The 18,740-nt window shown below is 62.9% G+C and carries 14 protein-coding genes; 3 read left to right on the top strand and 11 right to left on the bottom strand.

Annotation, left to right across the window (positions count from 1 at the left end):
- Positions 1 to 193: 193 nt before the first annotated feature.
- From J3Q04_RS08475 to J3Q04_RS08430, 10 genes are all read right to left on the bottom strand, one after another.
- Positions 194 to 1,369 carry a hypothetical protein gene (locus J3Q04_RS08475; protein ID WP_420767828.1) on the bottom strand — a complete coding sequence of 392 codons (1,176 nt, stop codon included), beginning with the start codon at positions 1,367 to 1,369 and terminating at the stop codon, positions 194 to 196.
- Positions 1,370 to 1,380: 11 nt separating this feature from the next.
- Positions 1,381 to 1,803, bottom strand: coding sequence for an HPF/RaiA family ribosome-associated protein (locus J3Q04_RS08470; RefSeq protein ID WP_420767829.1), 423 nt, complete (start codon positions 1,801 to 1,803; stop codon positions 1,381 to 1,383).
- 221 nt (positions 1,804 to 2,024) lie between these two features.
- Positions 2,025 to 2,465 carry a carboxymuconolactone decarboxylase family protein gene (locus J3Q04_RS08465; protein ID WP_434606921.1) on the bottom strand — a complete coding sequence of 147 codons (441 nt, stop codon included), beginning with the start codon at positions 2,463 to 2,465 and terminating at the stop codon, positions 2,025 to 2,027.
- Positions 2,466 to 2,588: 123 nt separating this feature from the next.
- Positions 2,589 to 4,031: a mechanosensitive ion channel domain-containing protein gene (locus tag J3Q04_RS08460; protein WP_420767831.1), complete on the bottom strand. Its 1,443-nt coding sequence runs from the start codon at positions 4,029 to 4,031 to the stop codon at positions 2,589 to 2,591.
- Between the two features lie 93 nt (positions 4,032 to 4,124).
- Positions 4,125 to 4,991 (bottom strand): pirin family protein, encoded by an 867-nt coding sequence (locus J3Q04_RS08455; protein WP_420767832.1) that lies wholly within the window; start codon positions 4,989 to 4,991, stop codon positions 4,125 to 4,127.
- Between the two features lie 144 nt (positions 4,992 to 5,135).
- Complete coding sequence (locus J3Q04_RS08450) at positions 5,136 to 5,750, bottom strand: response regulator (protein WP_420767833.1); 615 nt, start codon at positions 5,748 to 5,750, stop codon at positions 5,136 to 5,138.
- A 113-nt stretch (positions 5,751 to 5,863) separates the two neighbouring features.
- Positions 5,864 to 6,286, bottom strand: a complete 423-nt coding sequence (locus J3Q04_RS08445; protein WP_434559854.1) for a response regulator — start codon at positions 6,284 to 6,286, stop codon at positions 5,864 to 5,866.
- Positions 6,287 to 6,440: 154 nt separating this feature from the next.
- Positions 6,441 to 9,713 (bottom strand): transporter substrate-binding domain-containing protein, encoded by a 3,273-nt coding sequence (locus J3Q04_RS08440; RefSeq protein ID WP_434606924.1) that lies wholly within the window; start codon positions 9,711 to 9,713, stop codon positions 6,441 to 6,443.
- A gap of 187 nt (positions 9,714 to 9,900) precedes the next feature.
- On the bottom strand, positions 9,901 to 11,235 hold the full coding sequence (locus J3Q04_RS08435) for a lysine N(6)-hydroxylase/L-ornithine N(5)-oxygenase family protein (RefSeq protein ID WP_434606926.1): 1,335 nt from the start codon (positions 11,233 to 11,235) through the stop codon (positions 9,901 to 9,903).
- A 145-nt stretch (positions 11,236 to 11,380) separates the two neighbouring features.
- Positions 11,381 to 11,863, bottom strand: coding sequence for a sigma-70 family RNA polymerase sigma factor (locus J3Q04_RS08430; protein ID WP_420767837.1), 483 nt, complete (start codon positions 11,861 to 11,863; stop codon positions 11,381 to 11,383).
- 435 nt (positions 11,864 to 12,298) lie between these two features.
- Between J3Q04_RS08430 and J3Q04_RS08425 the strand changes: the two genes are divergently transcribed.
- Genes J3Q04_RS08425 through J3Q04_RS08415 form a run of 3 tightly spaced genes read left to right on the top strand, consistent with a single transcriptional unit; the run spans position 12,299 to position 16,820 of the window.
- Complete coding sequence (locus J3Q04_RS08425) at positions 12,299 to 13,447, top strand: efflux RND transporter periplasmic adaptor subunit (RefSeq protein ID WP_434606929.1); 1,149 nt, start codon at positions 12,299 to 12,301, stop codon at positions 13,445 to 13,447.
- On the top strand, positions 13,448 to 15,409 hold the full coding sequence (locus J3Q04_RS08420; RefSeq protein WP_434606931.1) for a MacB family efflux pump subunit: 1,962 nt from the start codon (positions 13,448 to 13,450) through the stop codon (positions 15,407 to 15,409).
- A gap of 10 nt (positions 15,410 to 15,419) precedes the next feature.
- On the top strand, positions 15,420 to 16,820 hold the full coding sequence (locus J3Q04_RS08415) for an efflux transporter outer membrane subunit (protein WP_434606934.1): 1,401 nt from the start codon (positions 15,420 to 15,422) through the stop codon (positions 16,818 to 16,820).
- 194 nt (positions 16,821 to 17,014) lie between these two features.
- On the opposite strand, the gene pvdP is transcribed toward J3Q04_RS08415, so the two are convergent.
- Entirely contained in the window at positions 17,015 to 18,631 is a 1,617-nt protein-coding gene (gene pvdP, locus J3Q04_RS08410) for a pyoverdine maturation tyrosinase PvdP (protein ID WP_434606936.1), read from the bottom strand.
- Between the last annotated feature and the right edge of the window lie 109 nt (positions 18,632 to 18,740).

The following is an 18,740-nucleotide window of genomic DNA, read 5'->3' as shown; positions in this document are numbered from 1 at the left end:
CGTCCCCGTGGCGAGGGAGCTTGCTCCCGCTCGGCTGCGAAGCAGTCGTAAACCGGTGAATGCGCTGTGCCAGAGGCTTCGCATTCGAACGAGCCTGCTCGCGATGGCGTCGGGTCAGTCGACATCGAGGGATGACTGACAATCTGCCATCGCGACCAAGCTCTCACAGGGCGCGGCTTACGTCACGTATCGGTCAGAACCGGCACACCGCGGCTGCCCCGGTATCGGTCGGCATGACATGCTCGGGCGGCACCACGACCACTTCACCGCCTTGACGCGTCACCGCGAGGATCAGTTCGTCCAGCACATCCGGAGCCTGTTCATCGCCCGTCTCGTCGATGATCAACCGGCCTTTGTCCGGGTCCAGCTGGCCGGGAACCTGGCGCTCCGCCTCCACCAGCAACATCGCGACACGGCCCTCCCAAGCGGCCTTGGCGATGTCGGCCAGCTTGTCCAGGGCGCGTCCCTGGCCGACCGCGACGCCATAGCGATTCAGGCTATCGACCACTTGGTCGGCGTGACTGTGGGCCATGAGCTTGGCGCATTGGACCCGCAACTCTTCGACGCTCAACCGCGAAGGATCGCCCTCGATACCCTGCGTCAGCAGGTGCTGGTTATGACTGACGGCACGGAACACTGCCTGGTTTTCCGGCAAGGCCACCAGGATCATCGGCAGGCCCGAAGGCTGCGAGTGATGTTGCAGGATGGCTTTGTCCACCGCGCGGAAAAACCGTTCGCGATCCAGGTTGATTTCGTCCTGCTTACCGCCACCGGCGGACTCATGCATCATCGCATCGCCACGCTCGCCGCTGCGGCTGAAACCATTGGGGAAGCCCTGCTGGTCACCAGACGTCAGCTCATCGCCCAACGCCTCGTTCTGGTTGCGCGGGACCGGTTCGGCCAGCTCGATTTTCTCCAACTGCTCGCTGGAACCTTCATACAACCAGATCTCGTTGCGGGTCAGGCACAACGCCTGGTAACGCTCGGTGGACTGCACCAGGCGCAACAACGGCTTGAGATAAGGATGGCTGTTGGCGAACGCGCATTCCGGCAAGCGCTGGCTCACCGAAACGACTTTGAAATAGTCACGGGCACCGAACACCGCGATGCCGTCGCGGTTGGAATTCCAGAAACCCTGGTCCTCCACCAAGGCCAGGAACGGAGCCAGCAACGGCGCGCAGTCCATGCCAGGGTGCTGTTGTTCAAGTTGGGTTTGCAGGTCACGCACCAGGTTCTTGTAGCGGATCGGGTCCTGGCTACGCTCGGGGAATGTGCGATGGGTGGGCATGTACAACGAAAGGCTCGGCTGTTCGTCGAACGCCAGGAGCTCGGCCAGCACCTGCCGGCTGAAGGGTTGATGAGCGGTCATGATCGTCTCCTTTATTCTTTACCACGAGCCTCTTGGTTTTCGAGGAAGTCCTCCTCCAGCATGGCGTCCACCATCTCCGGCGGCGCCTCATCGACGGGTGCGGTCACGCGGCCCATCGATTCGACGGCGGGGTTGAGCTTGCCGATCTGATGATCGAGCGCGTGCAGCATTTTCTCGGCAGCGCCCTCCACGGCCAGCTCCAGGCTCTCGGCCTTGTGACTGACCGACAATGATGAATGGCCCTGTACGCGTGCCTCGATCTGGCAACGCTTGTCAGCGGCACCGCCCTTCTGGGCATTTTCATCACTGACGTGAATCTCGACGCGGGCCAACTGATCTTCGAAACGCTGCAACGCGTCCACCACCGTACTGCCAACCCATTCCTGCAAACGGGCACTGCCTTCAATATGGTTGCTGTTGACTTGAACTTGCATGATCGACTCCTTTGCAAAAGACGGCTGACGCCGCCTGTTGTAGGTAGAAGAAGATCAAACGGGCGAAGTTCCCGGCGCGGGATGACTGGAGCCTGAGAGGCTGTTGATTACCCTTTGTGGGAGCGAGCCTGCTCGCGAATGCGGTGCAACAGTTTGTACGTCATCGACTGTCACGCCGCTTTCGCGAGCAGGCTCGCTCCCACAGCGAGTTGCCTTATTTATCAAGCCTCCGGCATTTTTCGGAAGCCCACCGCCAAGCGGTTCCAACCGTTGATGGCGTTGATCGCCACGGTCAGGTCGACCATTTCCTTGGGCGTAAAGTGCTCGTTCAGCAGCTCGTAGTCGGCGTCGGGCGCATGGGTCTCGCTCAGGCGCGTCAGGGCTTCGGTCCAAGCCAGCGCGGCGCGTTCACGGCCGGTGAAAAACGGCGCCTCGCGCCAGGCGGTCACGGCATACAGGCGCCGCTCGGTCTCGCCGTCCTTGCGCGCATCGGCGGTGTGCATATCGATGCAGAACGCGCAGCCATTGATTTGCGAAGCGCGCAGCTTCACCAGCTCGATCAGGGACTTTTCAAGGCCCAATCTGGAGACCGCGTTCTCCAGGGCCAGCATGGCTTTGTAGGCATCAGGGGAAGCGGCATAAAAATCGATACGCGGTTGCATGGGGGAACTCCTGAACAATTGGGTGTGGCGCTACGTTAGCCCTGCACTGGCGCAGGACAAATAGCCAATTGTGGGGAAGTTCGAGTGACCAATGAAGCGTCGTTGCCTGCCGGTGGAGATAGGTCAGGCCCGGCTGCGCAACCATTGCAGAAAGCGCTTCTTGGCGACCGGCTTGGGTATGTCACGGGTCAGGTTCTGAGCCAGGTGGATGCGTACGTCCAACAGGTTTTTCATGGCGTCGCCGATGTCGCGACGGGCCTCGAGACAGGGTTTGAGGTAACTGTTCTCGATGCGATACAGGGTGCAGAACGTCTTCGCGGTGAAACTCGCCAACGCCGCTTGCTCGGCGACGACCCCGGCTTCGCCGATGACTTCACCCGGCCCCATGCGCCCGCCCTCGATGGGCTGGCCATTACGCATGAGGCTCGCGCTGACCACGCCGGACTCAATGATGAACAGGTGGTCGCTGACCTCTCCGGCTGCCAGGATCACGTCGCCGGCGCGGAACGTCTGCAGGGTCATGTTCTGGCTGAACGTGTCTTTCTCGTCCGGGCGCAGCGTGGAAAAGATGCTGGAGCTTTCCAGCAATGCCCGAGGACGCGACACCGCCACGGCCGCCGCGCTTTCGCCAGTAGACAGCAGGCTCACGCCCGATGCATGCAGATGCCGGAACGCCAGATCGAACAGTTGGTTGCGCACTTCGCGTTTTTGCCCCATCGAGGCCACAAAACCGCTGATCTCGTATTCCGCTCCGGCGCTGCCGGCGCTCTTGAGCGTGACGCTGGGCGCCGGGCTGGCGAGCAGCGCCCGGCAGCCGATCATTGCCCGCTCCAGCGCTTCGATCACTTTTTGTGGGCGCGCATGCGGGCTGATCTGGAGGCTGATGGACAAGCCATGCATGTCGCTGGGACGGCTGAAGTTGACGATCTTGGCTTTCGCCGCCAAGGAGTTGGGAATCACCGCCATGCTGCCCTGGGAGGTCTGCAATCGCGTGGCCCGCCAGTCGATGTCGGTGACCCGGCCCTCGGTGCCGTCGATGGAAATCCAGTCATCGACTTGATAGGGCTTGGTGGTGTTGAGCACGATGCCGGAAAACACATCGCTGAGGGTGCTCTGCAAGGCCAGGCCGACGATGATCGCCATTGCGCCGGACGTCGCGAGCACGCCCTTGACCGGCAGATCCAACACATAAGCCAGCGCCGCGATGACAGCGACCAGGAAAATCACCGCCCCCAGTAGATCCTGCAACAGCCGTCCCGTATGGCCGACCCGTTGCATCATGACCGCGCCGATCATCACCGTCAGGGTTCGCGCGGCGAACAACCACCACGCAATCTGCAGGCCGGTCGCCGCCAGGTGCCGAGGTACGTCGTCGACCCACTGTGCGGTCTGCATGGGGTTGAGGCCTTCGTTGAACAGCAGCATGCTGAACAACATGAAAATCGCCAGCCGCACGCCGATTTTCCAGTACGTCCGTTCGGCACTGACCAGCCGCCACGCCAGCAAATCGAGCACGAGCAATGCCAGGGCACACAGCAGCGGATGGTCGGTGATCGGGGCGAGCATCGGGACAGCTCCAGGAAGGCGATTGGCGAAGATTGGCACAGATTCAAGCGGCTGTAGAGATCACCCCCACAATGGTTTCGCGTTGCTGCTTGACTAGCCATCCATCCGGCCGAAGCGCCCGGAATGGAAATCCTCGAAGGCCCGGTGGATTTCCTGCTCACTGTTCATCACGAACGGACCATGGCCGACGATGGGCTCATCGATCGGCTCGCCACTGAGCAACAGCAGTACCGCGTCGTTGTTGGCTTGCACCCTCAACTGGTCGCCTACCCGATCAAACAGTGCCAGTTGCCCGGCTTCGACCCGTTCGCGGCCGTTGGCCTGGATCGAACCTCGCAGCACGACCAACGCGCTGCTGTGGCCGTCATGCAGGTCCAGGGTCAGCTCTTTCCCGGCGTTCAGTCGGATATCCCAGACGTCGATGGGTGTAAAGGTTTTCGCCGGGCCTTGGTGCCCCTCGAAGCGCCCGGCGATTACCCGCACGCTGCCGGCCGCGTCTTCTAGCGTGATGTTCGGAATGTCCTGCTTGAGAAGGGTCTGGTAGCCGGCCGGCGCCATCTTGTCCTTGGCTGGCAGGTTGACCCATAACTGGACCATCTCCATGAAGCCACCCTGCCGGGCGAACGCTTCGGAGTGAAATTCCTCATGGATGATTCCTGAGGCAGCGGTCATCCACTGCACGTCGCCGGGGCCGATCTTGCCGCCACTGCCGGTAGAGTCGCGGTGCTCCAGTTCGCCCTGGTAGACGATGGTCACGGTTTCGAAACCCCGATGAGGATGCTGGCCGACGCCACGGCGCTCGGTGGTGGGCGTGAATTCGCTGGGGCCGGCGTGGTCCAGCAGCAGGAACGGGCTGATGTGCTTGCCCAGGTTGTCGTAGGAAAACAGCGTACGGACCGGGAAGCCGTCGCCAACCCAATGCGGCCTTGGACTGGTATAGAGGCCTATGATCTTTTTCAAGCTGCGTCTCCAAATCAAAGGTTGAGATTCGATGGACACAGCTTAAAACCCATACCAATAACGCACCAGACTGCAAAAACCGGCCTTAGCGTTCTACCTATGGAACGACGATCGACACTGCGAGGGCGAACTCGGTTCTGACGCTCAAAGCTGATTGCGCTTGGCAAATTCCGACAGGCCCACCAGGGAACTCAAGCCGAGCTTTTCCAGCAAACGGGTCTTGTAGGTGCTGACTGTCTTCGGGCTGAGGAACAAAGTCTCGGCGATGTCCTTGCCACGCATGCCCATCGCCAGCATCCGCAGGATGGACAGCTCCCGGGTGGAAAGACTCTCGAGTGCTTTCTGCTCGGAACGTTGTTGAAAGTCCAGCCTGACGGACATCTGCGGAAAATAGGAATAGCCGGACTTCAAGGCGTGGATGGCCTTTATCAGCTCCTTCAGGTCACTTTTCTTGGTCACGAACCCCCTGGCCCCGGCAGAAATGCAGCGGTTGCAGAAATGCTGGGCATCCTGGGAGGTGAACACCAGCACAGCGCAACCGGGAAATTGGCCGGTGATCCAGACAAGCAGGTCCAGGCCATCGAAACCATTCATGACCAGGTCCAGGATCACCACGTCCGGGATATCCTGCTTGATACATGCCCGCGCATCGGCCACGCCGCTGACATCAGTGACCTGGCTGAATCCCTCGTTCTGGCATACAAGCCGCAGCGCCCCCCGGATGACGGGGTGATCGTCCACAATCAATACGTTTTTCAAGGCAACTCCCCGGGGACAATGCAAACGGCGCCGACGCCATGACCGCATCGACGGTGACACAAATGGCTGACCCAGCCACCTGTAAGATCTGACAGTGCGGACTAACGGTGCCGTCAGGTTCCGTGACGCTGTTCGACGGTGCGAGCCCAGGACGGAACCGGCTCGTTGGCCGCTGGATCGACGCTTTTCATCAAGCGCTGCACGGAAATCGCATCGGGCAGTCGGGCGTTGCTTACCTGGAGAAAAGGCTGGCGAGTCGCCGGGGTGCCCTGCTGGGCGTTGTAGATCAAAGCATGACGAACCAGAGGGTTGTCGAGGAAGAATCCGGGCAGGTCCAAGGCGTCATCCGCCACGCTGGCATTGACGATGACCAGGTCGAACGGCTCACAGCCGCAGTCCACCAACGTCAGGAGTTCATGCACGTCGCTCACCGGAGCGATGCGGAAATAGCCTTGGTGATTAAACAGGCGTTCTAGTTGCAGTCGATGATAATGCTCAGGATCGGCAATCATGATGCGTAGAGCTTTATTTGGCATGGCAGGCATTCCAATGGCAACGCGGCAGGTACGAACCGGCTCGGGAACGTTAAGTCGCGTCAGGCTAGAGGAAGGTCTTTAGGCACGCTGTAGGACAAATCTCAAAAACAGGAAGAAAAATCGCCTGTCGACCTGCGGCAGTGTGCGTTTTCTATCAATGCCGGTCGCGCGTAGGGTCGATGGCGCCGGCGTTGCCTTGCGCAACGGGCTTGCTTGTCATGTAAGCCTGGAGCCGCCCAGTCAGGTGCTCCATCGCCTCGTGCAACTCATCCGCCGCAGCAGCGAGCGATGACGTTTCGCCCGCGCGGCAGGCGTTTTCCAGTATTTCGCAAGCGGCAATCAAGCGCTGTGCCTGGATCAACCTGGCCCCGCCCTTGATCCGATGCGCCAGATCGGACAGCCCGGACACGTCATGGCGCGAAAATAATGTCTGCAACCGCGCCTTGTCCTGTCCATTGCTGTCGATCAGTTCCAGCAACAGGCCCTGGGTGGAAACCCAGTCGCCGCCGGTCAGTTGTTCCAGGCTGGTCAGGTCGAAGTCTGCGTCAGCAACACGCGGTTCCACCGCACCGTTGGGCACGACCGATGCCAGACGCGCGTTCAATTGGTTCAAGCCGATGGGTTTGAACAGACAGTCGTCCATTCCCGCCGCAAGGCAACGGGCCTTTTCCTCGGGCTGGGCATTGGCCGTGAAGCCGAGAATCGTGGTCGGCGCCAGGCCTCGGTCCCGCTCGTCGTCGCGAATGGCGCGGGCCAATTCATAACCGCTCATCCGCGGCATGTTGCAATCGGTGATGACGGCGTCGAACTGCCCGGCGCGCCACGCCCGCAACCCCTCGGCACCGTCCTCGGCCTCCCGCAGCCGGTGGCCCAGGTAGTTTATTTGCTGGACCAGCAACAACCGGTTGGCCGGGTAATCATCGACCACCAGGATGTTCAACGGCCGTGCGGGCATCACCGGCTCGGTCTGCACCACCGGCGCTTCGCCCACCGTTTCAGGCAATGGCAACTCCAGGCGGATCTCGACCTGCGTACCCTGTCCCGGCACGCTATCGAGCAGCAATGTGCCGCCCATCATGCCGCATAAGGTTTGGCTGATGACCAGCCCCAACCCCGAACCGCTGCGCGCCGCCTGGGTGCTGTCGCCGACTTGAGCGAAGGGGCTGAACAAGCGTTGCTGGTCGTGGACTGAAATTCCGCGGCCGGTGTCTTCGACCCGCAGACGGATGGCCAGGCGCTGCCCTCCCTTTCCCGGTTCGGCTCGCAGCACCAGGCGCACGTGGCCCTGCTCGGTGAACTTGATGGCATTGCTCAGCAAGTTCGAGAGCACCTGCTTGAAGCGCATCGGGTCGATCAATACGTCCTGATTGCTCGCCGCGTCCACATCCAGTCGCAGGTTCAATTGTTTTTGCCGGGCCAGGCCCTCGAACATCCTCGCCACGGCCTCGACCATCGTGCGCAGGTTGGCGCGCTCAGGTGTCAGCGACAGCCGCCCCGACTCAATGCGGGCGATGTCGAGAATGTCGCCGATCAAATCCAACAAGCCTTGGGCGGCGCTCGACGCGACTTCAAGGGCGGCCCGGTCCATGACGCCTTGCTCGGCTTTTTTCAGCGCCATTTCCAGCATGCCGATCACGGCGTTCATCGGCGTGCGGATTTCGTGGCTCATGGTCGCCAGGAACGTGGTCTTGGCCCGGTTGGCATCATCGGCGCTGGCCTTGGCCACGCGCAATTGCTCGAGCAGGCGCCGCAGGTAGACAACCCAGCCCAATGCCAGCAGCAACAGCAGCGCGGCGATGGCGAAACCCTGGACAATCGCGGTGCGATGGCGCAGCCAGTAGCTGTCATCGATTACCACTTCACTGCGCCAACGGTTGGTCAGCTCATCCATTTCCTCGGGGGAAATACTCAGCAGCGCCTTGTCCAGGATCGAATAGAGCTGCGCTGCGTCATGACTGGTCGCCAGCGCGACGCGGGCGGGCACCGTGCCGACGGTGCTGGTGACTTGCAGCTTCTCGCGGTACTGGCGAGAAATCATGTAGCGAGCGCTGATCAGCGAACTGATCGCGCCGTCCGCCGCGCCTGTGGCGACCATGGACATGGCCTCGGCCAGGTTCTGCGCCGGCACCAACTGCACCGTGGGAAACTGCTCCAGCAGGTATTCGCGCAGCATGTTCCCGCGCACCAGCGCCAGCCGTTTGCCGGCCATCCGATCCATCGTCAGCGAGTCATTCGCCTTGACCGGCACCACCAGCACGAAGGGGTTCGTCAGGTACGGACGGGTAAAGCGCAACTCGTCTTCGAGTTCCGCGCTGGGAATCGCGGTTGCCAGAACGTCGGCCTTGCCGCTGGTGATCCTGCCGACCAGGTCATCCACCGAATCGCCATGCTGGATGTCGAATTTCAGGCCGGTGCGCAAGCTGATCCTGGCCAGCACATCGGCCCCGATGCCGCGGAGTTGGCCGTGCTCATCGAAAAACGTCAACGGCAGGAAATTTTCGCTGACAGCCACCTTGATTCGCGGATGGGCATCGAGCCAGCGCTGTTCATTCACACTGAAATGCAACGCCTGCTGGCCCGGCACGCTTGCCCCGCCGGCATTCCAACGCCGCAGGATGCCCATGCGTTCGCCGATGGGGATGGCCTGTAACGCGGCATTGACGATGCGCAACAGCTGCTTGTTGCCACGACTGACCGCGAAGGCGAACGGTTGCACTTCCATGCGGGAAAGATCCACCAGCCGGACATTGTTAAGGTAGTTCTTGCTGATCAGGTAGTGGGCACTGATCGAATCCCCCAGGTAGACGTCGGCCTGGCCGAACGCCACGGCGCCGATGGCGCTCAAGGTCGAGGGAAACAACTGCAAAGTGGCGTCGGGATAAAAAGCCTCGACCTTGTCCGGGGGCAAGTAGTGATACAGCATCGCCACCCGTTTGCCCGCCAGGTCCGCGGGCAGTTCCTCGCCGGCATCGACCCTGGCCACCAGCGTAGGAATGTCATCGGCATAGGCCTGGGACATCGCCAGCCCCGGATCGCTGGCCTCGAAGCCATTGGCGGTGCCAAGCACATCGATTTCCCCGCTGCGCAGGGCCTGGAGCGATGCATCCCGCGAGGCGTACCGCTGCACCCGCACCTCGACGTGCAACAACTGCCCCATCAACCGGGCGTAGTCAGCGGTCAAGCCTTCGTAATCGTTGCCATTGCCGGTGATGCTGAACGGCGGATAATCCGGTGCCGAGGTGCCCAGCAGCAACGTGCCCTTGCGCCGCAGCCAGGCCCAGTCGGCTTCGTCCAGGCTCACCGAATAATCGCTCACAGTGGATCGTCCGAGCACCTGCAGCGACTCGGGTTTAGCGCCCACCTGTGGCGCCATACAGGATAGACCCAGCCATATCGCCGCCAGGCCCGTGCGCAGCAACAGCATCATTCGATCAGGTTTCGCTTGGCGAAATCGGCCCGGAACGCTACTTCAGCGACCGGCTGATCGGTTCGGACTGCCAATGCGAGGGAACAGCGAACCGTTTACGTTCCTCCCGGGGCTACCGAGAGGGACGTAAGATGAGTGTAGGAAGTTTCTCAAGAATTTCCTGAGGAATGTGCAAGCTCGGTGAGACTTAAGCCGTGGCCAGCTTCAGGTCACGTACCGAATGCCCCTGGCCACGATGCCTTGCGTGCTCATAGAGCGAGCCGGCGATCTCATCGGCGCGCACCGGCAGGATCGAAAGCAATGTGTCGCTCAGGCCATGGCTGGCCTGGCAGAAGCCCTGCATATAGATCGCGGCCTTGCAGCGCTCATCGGTGATCAGCTTGTAGTTGCGATCCACCTCGAAATCCCCCAGGTATTGCGCCAGCGGCTCCAGCAAGGTGCGATGCATCTGGCGTTCGTAGCCGGTGGCGAGCACCACCGCGTCATAGCAGCGCACCGTCAGCTCGCCGGTGGCGTTGTTGCGCACCGCCAGCTCCACGCCCGCGTCGGTGGCCGTGGCTTTCTCAATGGTGGTGAGGGTGCGGAACGCATGACGGGCGATGCCAGAGACTTTCTGGCGGTAAAAAATCCCGTAGATGCGTTCGATCAAATCGATGTCCACCACCGAATAGTTGGTGTTGTGGTACTCGTTGACCAGGCGCTCGCGCTCGCTGTGGGGTTGCTGGAACACCAGGTCGGTGAACTCCGGCGAGAACACTTCGTTGACGAACGGGCTGTCATCCGCCGGCTTGAGGGCCGAGCCCCGCAGAATCATGTCGACCTGCACCGACGGGAAGCTGTCGTTGAGGTCGATGAAAGCCTCCGCCGCGCTCTGTCCGCCGCCGATGATGGCGACCTTCATCGGCTGACCGCTCACGCAGGCCTGGTTCGCCATGCGCGCCAGGTACTGCGAATGATGAAATACCCGGGCGTCGTTCTGGAACGATTTGAACGCATCGGGGATGCGCGGCGTGCCACCGGCACTGACCACCAAAGAGCGCGTGGCGCGCACCAGCTCTTCGCCCTGGGCACCGCGGGAAATCACCCGCAGTGCTTCGACCTGCTGGTCACGCAGCACCGGCTCGATGCGCAGCACTTCTTCGCCATAGCGGCTCTGCTCGGTGAAGTGCCCGGCCACCCAGCGCAGGTAGTCGTTGAACTCCATGCGGCACGGATAGAAGGTGCCGAGGTTGATAAAATCCACCAGGCGGCCGTGGTGCTTGAGGTAGTTGACGAACGAGTACGGGCTGGTGGGATTGCGCAGGGTCACCAGGTCCTTGAGGAAGGAAATCTGCAGTTCGCTCTGGGTCACCAGGGTGTTGCCGTGCCAACGATAATCGGCCTGTTTGTCGAGGAACAGCACGTCCAGTTCACCCTGGACCGGCCCTCGTTCCTGTAGCGCGATGGCCAGCGCCAGGTTCGAAGGGCCGAAGCCAATGCCGATCAAGTCGTGAACGATGGGCGATGCAATTGCCTGTGTCATGTCCAGTGTCCTCTGGAAAAGTCCCTCAACAGGGCGCGGAAAGCCTGGGGAACCGGCCGGCATTTCAAGCGCCGGCGAGTCGTCTGTTGAGTGGAACGAGGACAATGAAAAAAAATTTACCGCCTTGCGACCGGCGAGGGACGAATCAGGTCGCGTCCCACTGCCGCACACGAACGCGGCAATGCTTCATGGCGTTGACGATGTGTTTCTCCACCAACGCCCTGGAAATGCCCAGGCGCTCGGCGATTTGCGGGTGGGACAGGCCTTCGAGCTTGCGCAGCAGAAAGCTCTCGCGGCACATCGGTGGCAGCTCGGCCAGGGCGCGTTGCAGCATGTCCAGGCGCTGGCCATGGTCGAGGCTGGTGTGGGGCGATGGCGTGAAGAAGCGTTCTTCACTGTCCAGGACATCGAGGGACTCGACCTGGCGCAAGGTGTTGCGCCGATGCCCGTCGATCACCAGGTTCAACGCGGTGCGATAAAGGAACGCACGGGGTTGCTCGATGGGCGTATCGCTGGCGCGCTCCAGCACCCGCACATAAGCGTCATGCACCACGTCTTCGGCCGCCTGGCGGTTGCCTAGCCTGGCGTTCAGGAAACACACCAGTTCGCGATAGTAGTTTTCCAACATGACTCCCGTGCGCAATGACTGCGACAGCTATCCCTGTGCCACCCCGGCATGCCTGAAACGGACATGGCACGATAGTGGCAGATTCAATTGCGTAATTTATAGTAATTCTCATATAGATTTAAAGCTTTGGTTTGTATCAGGGCTCAATCGTTCAGGTCATCGGGCATCGGAACCTGCATTTGTGGCGAGGGAGCTTGCTCCCGCTGGCCTGAGCAGCAGGCCCAGGGCAGGCGACACATTTCAGGAGAGAACTCAGGTTTTGGGGCCGCTTCGCGGCCCAGCGGGAGCAAGCTCCCTCGCCACGGGGTGGGTGTCGTTCAAGCGCTACCATGGGTTCCCCTCGTTAAATTCCCGCCCGCAACGCTCGTTTACCAGAACAGCCACCCGTCCCGGCCTTCCGTGCGATGGGCCCGATATCACCGGCCGGAACCCTGCATGAAACGTCCCCGCCCTACCCGACGCGCCTGGCTTCTCACCTTCGCCCTGCTTCCGGCCGTGGCTTTCGCTGCGTGGCAAGTGGTTGTGCCGGACCGCGCGCCGCTCGACACCGTCCCGGTCACCCGTGGCGACATCGAAAACAGCGTAACGGCCCTGGGCACCTTGCAGCCCCGGCGCTACGTGGACGTCGGCGCCCAGGCGTCCGGGCAGATCCAGAAGATCCACGTCGAAGCCGGCGACGAAGTGACTGAAGGCCAGCTACTGGTGGAAATCGACCCCTCCACGCAAAAAGCCAGGCTCGACGCCGGGCGATTTTCCATCGAGAACCTCAAGGCCCAGCTTCAGGAACAGCGCGCCCAGCACGACCTGGCGCAGCAGAAATTCCGTCGCCAGCAACAGCTCAAGGCCGGCGGCGCCACCCGCGAAGAAGATGTGCAGACTGCCCAGGCCGAGGTGCGCGCGACCCAGGCGCGCATCGACATGTTTCAGGCCCAGATCCGCCAGGCCCAGGCCAGCCTGCGTAGCGACGAGGCGGAACTGGGCTATACGCGCATTTATGCGCCCATGGGCGGCACCGTGGTCGCGGTCGGCGCCCGGGAAGGTCAGACCCTCAACGCCCAGCAGCAGACGCCGTTGATCCTGCGCATCGCCCGGTTGTCGCCGATGACGGTCTGGGCCGAAGTCTCGGAAGCCGACATCGGCCACGTCAAGCCGGGCATGACCGCGTACTTCACCACCCTGGCCGGCGGCAGTCGCCGCTGGAGCAGCACCGTTCGCCAGATCCTCCCCGTGCCGCCGCGCCCATTGGAAGCCAGCCAGGGCGGCAGCCCCACTGGCGGCCGCAGCGGCAGCGAGCGGGTGGTGCTTTATACCGTGCTACTCGACGTGGACAACGCCGACCGCGCCTTGATGACCGACATGACCGCACAAGTGTTTTTTGTCGCCGCCCAGGCCAAGGACGTGCTGACCGTGCCCATCGCCGCCTTGCAAGAGGCCGACCAGGTACGCGTGCTCGCCGACAATGGTGATGTCCAGCCGCGCACCGTCCGTACGGGCGTCAGCGATCGCCTGCGCACCCAGGTCCTCGACGGCTTGAGCGAAGGCGAGCGCGTGCTGATCGGCCCATCCAGCGCAAGCGGAGGCTGAGTGGACACGCCCCTGATCGAACTGCGGGACATTCGCAAGGCCTATGGCGGCGGCGACAGCCCCCGGGTGGAAGTGCTGCGCGGCATCGACTTGTCCATTTATGCGGGGGAGTTCCTGGCGATTGTCGGGGCGTCCGGCTCCGGCAAATCGACCTTGATGAACATCCTCGGCTGCCTCGACCGTCCTACCAGTGGCGAGTACCGCTTTGCCGGCGAAGGCGTCGCCGGCCTGGGCAGCGACGAACTGGCCTGGCTGCGGCGCGAAGCATTTGGCTTCGTGTTCCAGGGCTACCATTTGATTGCTTCCGGCACCGCCCAGGAAAACGTCGAGATGCCGGCAATCTATGCCGGCACCTCCGCCGCCGAGCGCCACGCCCGGGCCAGCGCACTGCTCGACCGCCTCGGCCTGGCCAGCCGCACCGGCAACCGCCCCCATCAACTCTCCGGCGGGCAGCAGCAACGAGTGTCGATTGCCCGGGCCTTGATGAACGGCGGCCACATCATCCTCGCCGACGAGCCCACCGGCGCCCTCGACAGCCAGAGCGGGATTGAGGTGATGGCGTTGCTCGACGAACTGGCGAGCCAGGGGCACGTGGTGATCCTGATCACCCACGACCGTGAAGTGGCGGCCCGGGCCAAGCGCATCATCGAGATCCGCGACGGTTTGATCATCAGCGACAGCGCTACCGCCGCACCGCAGGCCAATCCGAACGCCTTGCACGCCGTGGACCTGCGCCAACGCCTGAGTGCCGGCAGCGAACACAACGGCGCCTGGAAAGGCGAGCTGGTGGACGCGGTGCAGGCCGCATGGCGGGTGATGTGGATCAATCGCTTTCGCACCGCCCTGACCCTACTCGGCATCGTCATCGGCGTGGCCTCGGTGGTGGTCATGCTGGCCGTGGGCGAAGGCAGCAAGCGCCAGGTCATGGCCCAGATGGGCGCCTTCGGCTCGAACATCATCTACCTCAACGGCACGGCCCCCAACCCGCGCGCCGCCAAGGGCATCATCAGCGAACAGGACATTGCCGCCCTCGCTGCCCTGCCCGAAGTGCAACGCATCATGCCGGTCAACGGCAAGAACGCCAGCGTGCGGTTCGGCAACCTCGACCACACCAGCTACGTGGGCGGCAACGACACCCACTTCCCGATCATCTTCAATTGGCCCGTGGCCGAGGGCGCCTACTTTAGCGACGCCGATGAACGAGGCGCCGCGGCAGTGGCGGTGATCGGCCACAAGGTCCGGCAAAAACTGCTCAAGGACGTCGCCGACCCCATCGGCCGTTACATCCTGATCGAGAACGTGCCGTTCCAGGTGGTCGGCGTACTCGCGGAAAAAGGCGCCAGCTCCGGGGATTCGGATGCCGACAATCGCATCGCCATCCCTTATTCCGCCGCCAGCGTTCGGCTGTTCGGCACCCGTCATCCCGAGTACGTGGTGATCGCCGCCCGGGATGCGGGCAAGGTCAAGGAGGCCGAGCAGGCGGTCTCCCGTACCCTGTCGCGCCTGCACGACGGCAAGCGGGATTTCGAGCTGACCAACAACGCCGCGATGATCCAGGCCGAAGCTCGCACCCAAGGCACGCTGTCTTTGATGCTTGGGGCCATTGCGGCGATTTCGCTGTTGGTGGGTGGCATTGGCGTGATGAACATCATGCTCATGACCGTGCGCGAACGGACCCGGGAGATCGGCATCCGCATGGCCACCGGCGCCCGCCAGCGGGACATCCTGCGCCAGTTTCTCACCGAAGCGGTGATGCTCTCGGTGGTCGGCGGGCTGGCCGGTATCGGCCTGGTCCTGCTGGTGGGCGGCGGCCTGCTGCTGGGCAAGATCGCCGTGGCCTTCGAATGGCTGGCGGTGTTCGGCGCCTTCGGCTGCGCCCTGGTCACCGGCGTCGTCTTCGGTTTCATGCCCGCCCGCAAGGCCGCCCGCCTCGACCCGGTCGCGGCCCTCACCAGTGAATGAACCCCTCCTTATGAAAGCGCACCTGACTCTCCTGGCCGCCAGCCTGATGCTGGTGGCCTGCGCCACGCCGGTGTCGGCACCGGACAGCGGCATCCAACCGCCCGCAGCCTGGCAGAGCCTCGATACGCCCGGTGTCCGAGCGGATAACCAACAATGGTGGACGCAGTTCGGCAGCCCGTCATTGAACCGCTTGATCGAACAGGCGCGTCGGGACAGCCACGACCTGGCCGCCGCGATGGCTCGGGTTCGCCAGGCCCAGGCCAGCGCGGTGATCGCCGGCGCGCCGTTGCTGCCGGAAATCACCGCCGGGCTCAACGGCAATCGCCAGGAATTGCTGCGGGGCCAGGGCTATAGCCAGCTAGACGTGGATCGGGACAACCGCACCATCGATTACTACGACGCCAACCTCAGCGCCACTTATGAGCTGGATTTCTGGGGCGGTAAACGGGCGGCCCGGGACAGTGCGCTGAGCACGCTGTCGGCCAGCCAATCCGACCGCGCGACCGTGGAGCTGACCCTGCTCAGCGGCGTCGCCAACAGCTACACCCAGGCGTTGTCCCTGCGCGAGCAACAGCGCATCGCCAAATTGAACCTGGGCAACGCCCGCAGTGTGCTGGACCTGGTGCAGACTCGCTACGACGCGGGCAGCGCCACGGCCCTGGAACTGTCTCAACAAAAGAGCCTGGTGGCGGCCCAGGAACGCCGCCTGCCGCAAGTGCAGCAACAGGCCCGCGAGGCATTGATCACCCTCGCGGCATTGTTGGGCGAACCGGTGCAATCGCTGCAACTCGACGATGAACCATTCGACGCATTGCGCTGGCCCGCCATCGATGCCGGCGTGCCCAGCGATCTGCTGCTGCGCCGCCCCGACATCGCCGCCGCCGAAGCGCGCCTTGCCGCCGCCCAGGCCAACATCACTGTCGCCCGCGCCGCCATGCTGCCCTCCGCCACCCTCGGCCTGAGCCTGGCCACCGGCGCCGACATCGCCGACCAGTTGCTGCGCAACAACGTCTACAACCTCGGCGCCGGGCTGGCCGCGCCAATCTTCAACAATGGTCGCCTGAAGGCTGAGCGAGCCCGGGCTACCGCGCGCCAGGAAGAACTGCTGGAGGCCTACCGCGCCGCCATCATCAACGGCTTCGCCGACGTCGAAAAAGCCCTGAACGGCATCCACGGCCTGGACCGCCAACGGCAATGGCAAAGCGAAGAACTGCACCAGGCCCAGACTGCCTTCGACATTGCCCAACGCCGCTACCAGGCCGGCGCTGAAGATTTACTCACTGTACTGGAAACCCAACGTACCCTCTTCGCCGCCCAGGACATGAACGTGCAGTTGCGACTGGCGCGGGTGCAGGCGAGCGTGGCGTTGTACAAGGCGTTGGGTGGGGGTTGGCGGGTGAAGCAGATCTGAAGAGGAGCACCATCGTGGCGAGGGAGCTTGCTCCCGCTGGGCTGCGCAGCAGCCCCAGAACCAGCCGCCTCAAAACACCTGACCCACAGAGGCGCTCGTCATTGGGGCGCTTCGCAGCCCAGCGGGAGCAAGCTCCCTCGCCACAAAAGCAGTCATTGCACACGGCCCCAGGTTCGGTCGGTTCGAGCCTGGGCTCACACCACCTTGGCCTTGAGATTGCGTGCATACCAAGGCCTCTGCGGTACGCGGCGAAACAGTCGCGCCAGCTTGTCGTCATCACTGCCAAACGTAATACGCAACGCCAACTTCATGGTTTCCGGATCCATCTCCACCGAGCGCCCGACCTGCAGCCCCGGCGTGGTGCTGCAGCCATGGGTGTCCGGGCCGAGCCAGGGGTCGGCGATTTCGACCCAGCGGCCCGGGGCGAACCAGGGCACGCCGTTGACTTCGAGCCGGCTCACTTCTCCCGGATGAAAGCGTTCGTGGGCGCGAAACCAGTCTTCGAGGCGATCGTCGATCCAGCCGTGAAAAGCCCAGAACACCGGGTTTACATGGGAGGAAAACGGATCGCCTAAAAAGTCGTTTTCCGGTTCGAACCAGCGCTGGGCGAAGTCGGCCTGATCACGGGCGAATGGCACCGGATGGCCGTTTGACGGATCTCGCGGCACCGAGGCCCAGCGCATATGCAGCCAGTCATGCAGCCCCAATTCCACTTCCGAACCGAACTGGCCCAGGGTCAGTTTGGATAAATAGCGCGGGTCGCGGTAACGGGATTCCCAGACCTGGAAATTGCTGTGATAGGTCTCGGCGGTCTTGATGTCGCTGACCCATTGGGCGTATTGCTCGTCACCACGGGCGAGCCACGTTGGTGGCAGTGCCGTCCCGTCGACGTTGTCGAAATACCGGGCAAAGCCCAGGCGATCACGCTCCAACTCGGGTTGCGGCAATGGAAAACGTGGCCATGACGGCAACGGCTGGAAAGAACGCGCCGTGCCGAGCATATGCCGGTGCATGAAGAAGAAATCCACGCCCGAGCCGTTGCGATCTTTGCGCGGCCCGCGAGCATCACGTTCGTTGTCCCGCGGCCCGGGTTGCCAGCCGATGCCACGCAGGGCGTCGCGCTTGTCTTCGTCGAGGGTGTGCCATTTGTCTCGCGTGGCATGCCAGAGTTGATGGAACAGCCGGTGCTCGGGCGACACCAGCCAGGCCAGCAACTTCGGGCTCAGCGGCGTACGTTCCCGGGCTTCGGGGAACCGCTGTTTCACGGCGACGAACTGATTGTCGAGCTCCGGCAACGCCAACGGGCGATCCAACCGCAACACCCGGCCGCTGAGGGTGGCCGTGCCGGCGTTGCCGAAACCGGCCCAGACTTCGTCCAGGGTCATGATGAATTCGTAGTCCGGCGTGCCATGCCCGGCACCGATCAATCGCCAGCTCAATTGCTTCGGGTCGCTGCCGGCCAGGTCGCCCAGCACCCGATAACGCGGCTCATCTCCACCGCGCAGCCGTTCGGCGGTGTCGAGGTAGCCCACCAGGCCACGTCCCTTGTGGGCGATGTCGAGAAACATCTCCAGATTGTCGCCCGGCAAGCCGTCGAGGCCGGCATCGCGCCCGCTGAAACGGATCGTCCAGATTCCCCGCAACGTGTTCGCCCGCCGCTGTCCGGCGACGTCTGCCACATCGAAGGAAGCTTCGCCGGGTGTGATGGTCGGGTCCGGCCGGGTCAGTTCGCGATGCCCGTAGTACACCGCAGGCACGGCGGCACCGGTCAGCGCCAGGCCTGCCATGAACCATCGTCGAGAAATCGTCATTGCCTTACCTGTGTTCGCCCTGGTGGGCTTTATCCAAGCTAGAACGATGGCTGGGGCGACAAATTTATAGGCAGCCATGAGGCCGCCTTCGCGAGCAGGCTCGCTCCCA

The organism is Pseudomonas sp. D4-21 (assembly GCF_051132125.1).
Lineage (GTDB): Bacteria > Pseudomonadota > Gammaproteobacteria > Pseudomonadales > Pseudomonadaceae > Aquipseudomonas.
Note: the sequence above shows the minus strand (reverse complement) of the source record. Positions and strands in the feature narration are given on the sequence as shown.